The sequence below is a fragment of the Sphingomonas sp. genome (assembly GCF_036387535.1).
Classification (GTDB): Bacteria; Pseudomonadota; Alphaproteobacteria; order Sphingomonadales; family Sphingomonadaceae; genus Sphingomonas_R.
Genome location: NZ_DASVTO010000054.1, coordinates 1 through 6,489, shown reverse-complemented (window position 1 = coordinate 6,489; position 6,489 = coordinate 1). Strand labels below are relative to the sequence as shown.

The following is a 6,489-nucleotide window of genomic DNA, read 5'->3' as shown; positions in this document are numbered from 1 at the left end:
CCAGCGTCATCATCAGCACGCGGATCCTGCCGCCGTTCAAGGCGGGGGATCTGCCCGCCGGCATTGTCGCCGGAACGGACGCGCTGGTCGAACAGCTTCGTCTGCCGGAGGCGCAGGCGCATGACCGCGCGACGCGGGCGGCCACGCCCGCGCGGCAGGGTACCGACTTCCCCGTCGCCGGCATCTTCGTGCTGATCCTCGTCGCGATCATGATCCTCGCCATGCTCCGCCGGCGGGCGGGTGTCGGCCGCCGCTACCGCCGCGGTCCCGCCCCGGTGATCCTGTGGGGCCCGTCGCTTGGCGGCGGCTGGGGCGGTGGCGGTGGTTTCGGCGGCGGTGGTTTCGGCGGCTGGGGCGGCGGCAGCGGGTCGGGCGGCGGCTTTTCGGGCGGTGGCGGCGGCTCGTTCGGCGGCGGCGGCGCGTCGGGCGGCTGGTGATGCAACTCTCCGACGCGGACCAGTCCCGGATCACCGCCGCCGTCACCGCGGCGGAGGCCACCACCGATGCGGAAATCGTGCCGATCGTCGCTGCGCACTCCGACGCCTATCATGACGTCGTGCTGCACTGGGCGATCCTCGCGATGCTGGTCGTCATGGCGGCTGCCGCTATCCACCCGGACGGCCTGATCGCGCTGCGGACCGCGCTGGACGGCGGCTGGGCCACGCCCCCCCCGCCGGGCGATCTGATCACCTTGCTGCTCTTCGGCGTCGCCGCGATCGTCCTGATCATACGCCTGCTGGTCGGCCTGCCCGCGCTGCGCTACCGGCTGACGCCCGGCGCGACCAAGGCCCGCCGCGTCCGCCACCGCGCGGTCGATCTGTTCCATGTCGGGGTACAGGCGCATACCGGCACCCGCACCGGCGTGCTGCTGTATCTCTCGCTGGCCGAACGCCGTGCGGAAATCGTCGCGGATCGCGCCGTCCACGCGGCCGTCCCGCCGGAGGCCTGGGGCGATATCCTGGGCGCCCTGCTGGTTGCGGTCCGCGCCGGCCACACGGCGGACGGCATGGTCGCGGCGATCGGCGCGATCGGCGAAACGCTCGCGCATCATTTCCCCCACAGCGGCGGCGACGCCCCCGAACTCCCCGACAGGCTGATCCAGATATGACCGACCCCGCAGGCGACATCATGTGGCAGGGCCGCTTCATCACCGCGCGGCGGGAAGGGCAGTGGGAATATGTCGGGCGCGCGCGCGATATCGGCGCGGCGGTGCTGCTCGCCATCGATGACGGGCATGTCCTGCTGGTCGATCAATATCGCGTGCCGCTGAAGGCGCGCTGCCTGGAACTGCCGGCCGGTCTGGTCGGTGATGAAACCGCCGGCGAACCGATCGAAACCGCCGCCGCGCGCGAACTGGAGGAGGAAACCGGCTACCGCGCGGATCGGGTCGAATTGCTGGGCCGCTTCGCCTCCTCGCCGGGCATGGTTTCCGAAACCTTCACGCTGGTGCGCGCCACCGGCCTCACCCGCGTCTCGGCCGGCGGCGGGGTGGAAGGGGAGGATATCACCGTCCACCGCGTGCCGCTGGCGGACATCACCGCCTTCGTCGCCGGTGCCCGCGCCGCCGGCATGGTGATAGATGTCAAATTGCTGCTGCTGCTCGGCGCCGGCATGCTGGCCGGCTGATCGCCGCTACAGGATCTCGGCGATCCGCGCCTGCAACGTCTCGACGGTGAACGGCTTGATCACCATCTCCATGCCCGGCTCCAGGAACCCGCCGCTCGCCGCCGCCTTCTCCGCATAGCCGGTCATGAACAGGATCTTCAGGTCCGGCCGCACCGCGCGCGCCGCATCCGCCAGCTGCCGGCCGTTCATGCCGGGCAACCCGACATCGGTCACCAGCAGGTCGATCCGGCGGTCGCTTTCCAGCACCGCCAGCCCCGCCGGACCGTCATGGGCGGCGATCATGTGATATCCCAGATCGGCCAGCACCTCGATCACCAGCGCCCGCACCGCCGGCTCGTCCTCCACCACCAGCACCACTTCACCCCCCCGCGCCTGCCGATTCGCGGGCACGGCGCCGTCGCGCACCACCTCCGGCTCGCCGCCCGCATGTCGGGGAATGTAGATCCGGATTGACGTGCCCTCGCCCGGGGTCGACAGGATCCGGGTGAACCCCTCCGACTGCCGCGCAAAGCCATAGACCATCGACAGGCCCAGGCCCGTTCCCTGCCCGATCGGCTTGGTCGTGAAGAACGGCTCGAACGCGCGGGCGATGACATCGGGCGTCATGCCGGTCCCCGTATCGCTCACCGCCACGCAGATATAGTCGCCGGGAACCGCATCATGAGCGCGCAGTTCGCCATCCGGATCAACCGTCACGTTACATGTTGCGATCGTCAGCCGCCCGCCGTCCGGCATCGCGTCACGGGCATTGATCGCCAGGTTCAGCACCGCGCTTTCCAGCTGATGCGGATCGCACAGCGCCTTCCAGAGGTCCTCCTCCAGTTCCAGCACCAGCGCGACAGTCTCGCCGATCGTGCGGCGCAGCAGGTCCTCCATCGTCGTCATCAGCCGGTTGGCATCCACCGCCCGCGGATCGATCGGTTGTCGCCGTGAAAAGGCGAGCAGCCGGTGGGTCAGCGCGGCGGCGCGGTTGGCCGACATCGTCGCGGTGGTGATGTACCGTTCGACCCCCTCCATCCGCCCGCTGGCCATCCGCCGCTGCATCAGGTCCAGCGATCCGATGATGCCGGTCAGCAGGTTGTTGAAGTCATGCGCGATTCCACCGGTCAGCTGTCCGACGGCTTCCATCTTCTGGCTCTGGCGCAGCGCTTCCTCGACCTCCTGTCGCTCGCGCACCGCCGTCTCGATCCGGGTTTCCAGCGTCGCGTTCAATTCACGCAGCGCCAGTTCGGTATGCTTCTGCTCGGTCACATCCTGCCCCTCGGCAAAGATCCCGGTCACGCTACCATCCGCGCCGATAATCGGCTGATAGACCAGGTTGACGAACCGCTCCTCCAGCGGCCCGTTCGGAACCCGCTGCAGATCGACGGTCAGGTCGCGTCCGACGAACGGCCGCCCGGTCCGCATCACCTCGTCCAGGATCTCGACGAAGCCCTGTCCCGCCAGTTCCGGCATCGCCTCGCGCAGGGACAGTCCGACCAGACTGCGGTGGCCGACCAGCTGCTGATAGGCCTCGTTCATGAACTCGAACACATGGTCCGGCCCGCTCAGCACGCACATGAACCCCGGCGCACGCTCGAACAGGATCCGCAACCGGTCGCGCTCCGCCGTCCGCTGCTCCACGACGGACAACAGCCCTGCATTCGCCTGACGCAGCGCATCCGCGGCCGCCTCGCGCAGTCGCACCGCTTCCGCCAGTGCCGCCGCCCGCTGGCGTTCGGACTCATGCGCATCCGCACTGGCCAGCTGCGCCGAAATCTGGCCGGCGAACAACGCCAGATACGCCGCATAATCCGTGTCATGCGGCCGGTGCGGGTTCAGCCCGACCACCAGCATCCCCGCCGCGGCATCGCTGCCCTGCCCCATCAGCGGGATCACCGCCGCCTGCCGTGGCGGCATGGTCCACGCACCCGTTGGCAGGTCCGCCACATCATGCAGGCTGATCAGCGCGTCGCGGCCCGACAGCGGCCACCGTGACACCACGTCCGGCGCCAACCATGCCGGTGCCGCCGTATGCCCCGCGGGGATCCCGGCCCGCGCCACCAGCCGCGCGCCGGTCCCCTCGTGAAGATAGATCAGCCCGAACGGGCAATCCCGGTCATTGGCCGCCAGCGCCCGCTCCGCCGCCCGCAACACGGCGTCGCGGCGATCGGCCTGCGCCAGATCCAATGCCAGCCGCCGCAGCGAATCGAACCGGCGCTCGGCAACGACGCGCTCGGTTTCCTCCGACACCGCGCAGAACAGGCCTTCGACGGCACCGCCGGCGCCGATCAGCGGGCTGTAGGAGAAGGTATGATAGGTTTCCTCGGGATAGCCGTTGCGCTCCATCAGCAGCAACAGCGCGCGGTCCCAGGTCGCCTCGCCGCGCAGATAGACGGACTCGATCCGGTCCTTGATGTCCTCCCAGATTTCGGGCCACAACTGCCGCGCCGGCATCGCCAACGACTGCGGATGTTTCTGGCCCAGCGTCGGCCGATACGCATCGTTGTAGAAAAAGGCGACGTCCGGGCCCCAGCCCAGCCACATCTCGAACCGCGATGTCAGCAGCAGGCGCAGCGCGACCTTCAGGGCTTCGGGCCATCCCGATACCGGGCCCAGCGGCGTGGCCGACCAGTCGGTCGCGCGCATCAGCCGCGCCATCTCGCCATTACCGATGAAGACATCGTCCGCGGCGGCAGGAACGGTTCTCATCTCAGTCGACAAAGCCATGCTCCACTGGCGGAGACTCCGCGATATCGACGCGTTCCATGGCTATTGAACAATAACAACGATCGCGGCGCTTCCCGTTACCGGCGCCGCGCGGAAATCTCAAGAACGGGAAGCCCCGGCATGACCGGGGCTCCCCCCTATCACTTACTGATGCGCACCACCGGCGGCGCCCCACGTACCCGAATAATACCAGCTCCAGATACCACGGACCGGTGCGTTTGCCTTGCTCATGCTGCTTCCCCTGAACCGCCACAGCGACCGACTCGCCGTGACAAGGCAAAGTTACGGGGTTTCCATCAAAGTTAGCAAGACGTTAACCAGATCAGGCCGCCGCCTTTCTACGGTCCAATATGAGACATCGGCTAAGCGCGGCAAACTTCATCGGGCGGCCGGTCAGATATCCCTGCACCTGGTCGCATCCCATCTGGCGCAGCATCGCCAGCGTCTCGGCGCGCTCCACACCCTCCGCCACCACCGCCTGGCCCAGCGAATGCGCCATGTGGATCGTGGATCGCACCATCACCGCGTCGGCGCGGCTATGTTCGATCGCATCCACGAAGCTCCGGTCGATCTTGATCTCGCTGGCTGGAATCGTGCGCAGGTTTTCCAGGTTGGAAAAGCCGGTGCCATAATCGTCGATCGACAGCCCGACACCCGTGGCGCGCAACGCTTCCAGCACCTCGATCGATCGCCTGCTGCCGGACAGGGCCGCCGTCTCGGTGATCTCCAGCGTCAGCAGGTTGGGCGCCAGCGCGTAACGTGCCAGTAATCCCGCGATGCGATCGAGCAGTTCCGGATCCTCCAGCACGCGAACCGACAGGTTGACGGCGACGCTGAACGGCATGCCATGGCCGTTGATCGTCGCCGCCGTGTGGATCGCGGTGTCCAGGACGTGATAGGTCAGCTTGTCGATCCGGTTCTGCTGCTCCGCCACCGGGATGAAATCGGCCGGGCTGATCGGTCCCTTTTCCGGATGCGTCCACCGCACCAGCGCCTCGCACCCGACGATCCGGTCGGATCGCAGGTCGATCTTGGGCTGATACGCGACCCAGATCTCGCCACCGTCGATCGCCGCGTCCAGATGCGTCAGCAACCCCAGCTTCCACGACGAATCGCTCGCCTCCACCGGCTCGTGCAGCGTCCAGTGGAGCCCGGCCTCGGCCGCTGCATCCGCCGCCATCAGCGCGCCTCCCAGGCGGTTGAAGGGAGACTGTCCGACATCGGCGGCAAGCCCGAAGGTGATCGCGACATCGACCCGCCGCTCGCCCACCGTCAGTGCGTTGCGGAACAGCGCCTGCATCGCGTCGAAATAGTCGGCGGTCTGCGCGACCGATTGCGTCGGCGCCAGCCAAGCGAAAATCCCCTCGTCGCCCTGATAGATCGTCGCACCGCCACTGCCGAGCGCCAGCCGGCGGGCGATCTGCTCCACCAGCGCGCGCTCATGATCGGCCGGCAACGATGCCGTGATTTCGGGAAAGTTGCGGACCCGCGCGGCGATCAGAACGACGTCGGCGACATGCGCCACCGCGCGCAGGGCGTTCAGGTTCGGCAGCCCCGACACGACGTTGACGATCGCACGCTGGCGATAAGCCAGGCGCAGGCCGGACCATGATGTCCAACCCCCGATCAGGATCAGCAGCAGCATCGTCGGCACGATATCGACCAGGATCTGGTGCGCATCCAGCATCAGGGGCACCAGCAGCACCGCGACGCTCATCAGCGCATAGCCCGTGATCGCCATCACGCGCGAACGCGGCACCATCAATGCCACGATCGACAGCCACACGGCCAGGAACGGCACGATCCACGACAGGGTGTGCGGCTTGCCGGTCAACAGCGTCTCGGCACCCAGCGCATGCAGGAACACGCCGGAAATCAGGCCCACCGTCGGCGCGAAATACACATTGTCCAGCTGTGCGGATGTCGCCCCGATCACGACGTCGCGCCCCGCCAGCCGCCCGGGCGCGTCCTTGTCTTCCAGGATGTCGATGGCGCTCACCACCGGCATCGATCCGATCCGGATTGCATAATCCAGCGGGAACGTCTCGCCCGTCCCGCCCGCCCGCCCCGCGATCTTGGCGGCGAAGGAGGGATAGGTCGCCCCTGCGATCTGCATCGCATAGGGCAACCGCCGGACGACGCTGTCATGATCGA

General features: G+C 67.9%; 4 protein-coding genes and 1 pseudogene. 3 read left to right on the top strand and 2 right to left on the bottom strand.

The features are described from left to right. From VF649_RS04465 to VF649_RS04455, 3 genes and pseudogenes are all read left to right on the top strand, one after another. A pseudogene (locus VF649_RS04465) lies at nucleotides 1-437 on the top strand (methanol dehydrogenase); the annotation flags it as partial. Beyond that, nucleotides 437-1,108, top strand: a complete 672-nt coding sequence (locus tag VF649_RS04460; RefSeq protein ID WP_331010754.1) for a TPM domain-containing protein — start codon at nucleotides 437-439, stop codon at nucleotides 1,106-1,108. The pseudogene VF649_RS04465 and the gene VF649_RS04460, both read left to right, overlap by 1 nt. Continuing rightward, the gene (locus VF649_RS04455) at nucleotides 1,105-1,626 is read left to right on the top strand and encodes an NUDIX hydrolase (protein WP_331010753.1); all 522 of its coding nucleotides are present in this window, start codon (nucleotides 1,105-1,107) and stop codon (nucleotides 1,624-1,626) included. The genes VF649_RS04460 and VF649_RS04455 overlap by 4 nt, the downstream gene beginning before the upstream one ends. 6 nt (nucleotides 1,627-1,632) lie before the next feature. Here VF649_RS04455 and VF649_RS04450 read toward each other — a convergent pair whose 3' ends face one another. Both VF649_RS04450 and VF649_RS04445 read right to left on the bottom strand, forming a co-directional pair. Further along, nucleotides 1,633-4,317, bottom strand: coding sequence for an ATP-binding protein (locus tag VF649_RS04450; protein WP_331010752.1), 2,685 nt, complete (start codon nucleotides 4,315-4,317; stop codon nucleotides 1,633-1,635). Between the two features lie 340 nt (nucleotides 4,318-4,657). Further along, the coding region (locus tag VF649_RS04445) for an EAL domain-containing protein (protein ID WP_331010751.1) at nucleotides 4,658-6,489 on the bottom strand (1,832 nt) is incomplete at its 5' end.

What these genes read in the sequence shown, in the direction of transcription:
- VF649_RS04455 (WP_331010753.1), top strand. Translation starts at nt 1,105, where the DNA reads ATGACCGACCCCGCAGGCGACATCATGTGGCAGGGCCGCTTCATCACC.
- VF649_RS04460 (WP_331010754.1), top strand. Translation starts at nt 437, where the DNA reads ATGCAACTCTCCGACGCGGACCAGTCCCGGATCACCGCCGCCGTCACC.
- VF649_RS04450 (WP_331010752.1), bottom strand. Translation starts at nt 4,317, where the DNA reads ATGAGAACCGTTCCTGCCGCCGCGGACGATGTCTTCATCGGTAATGGC.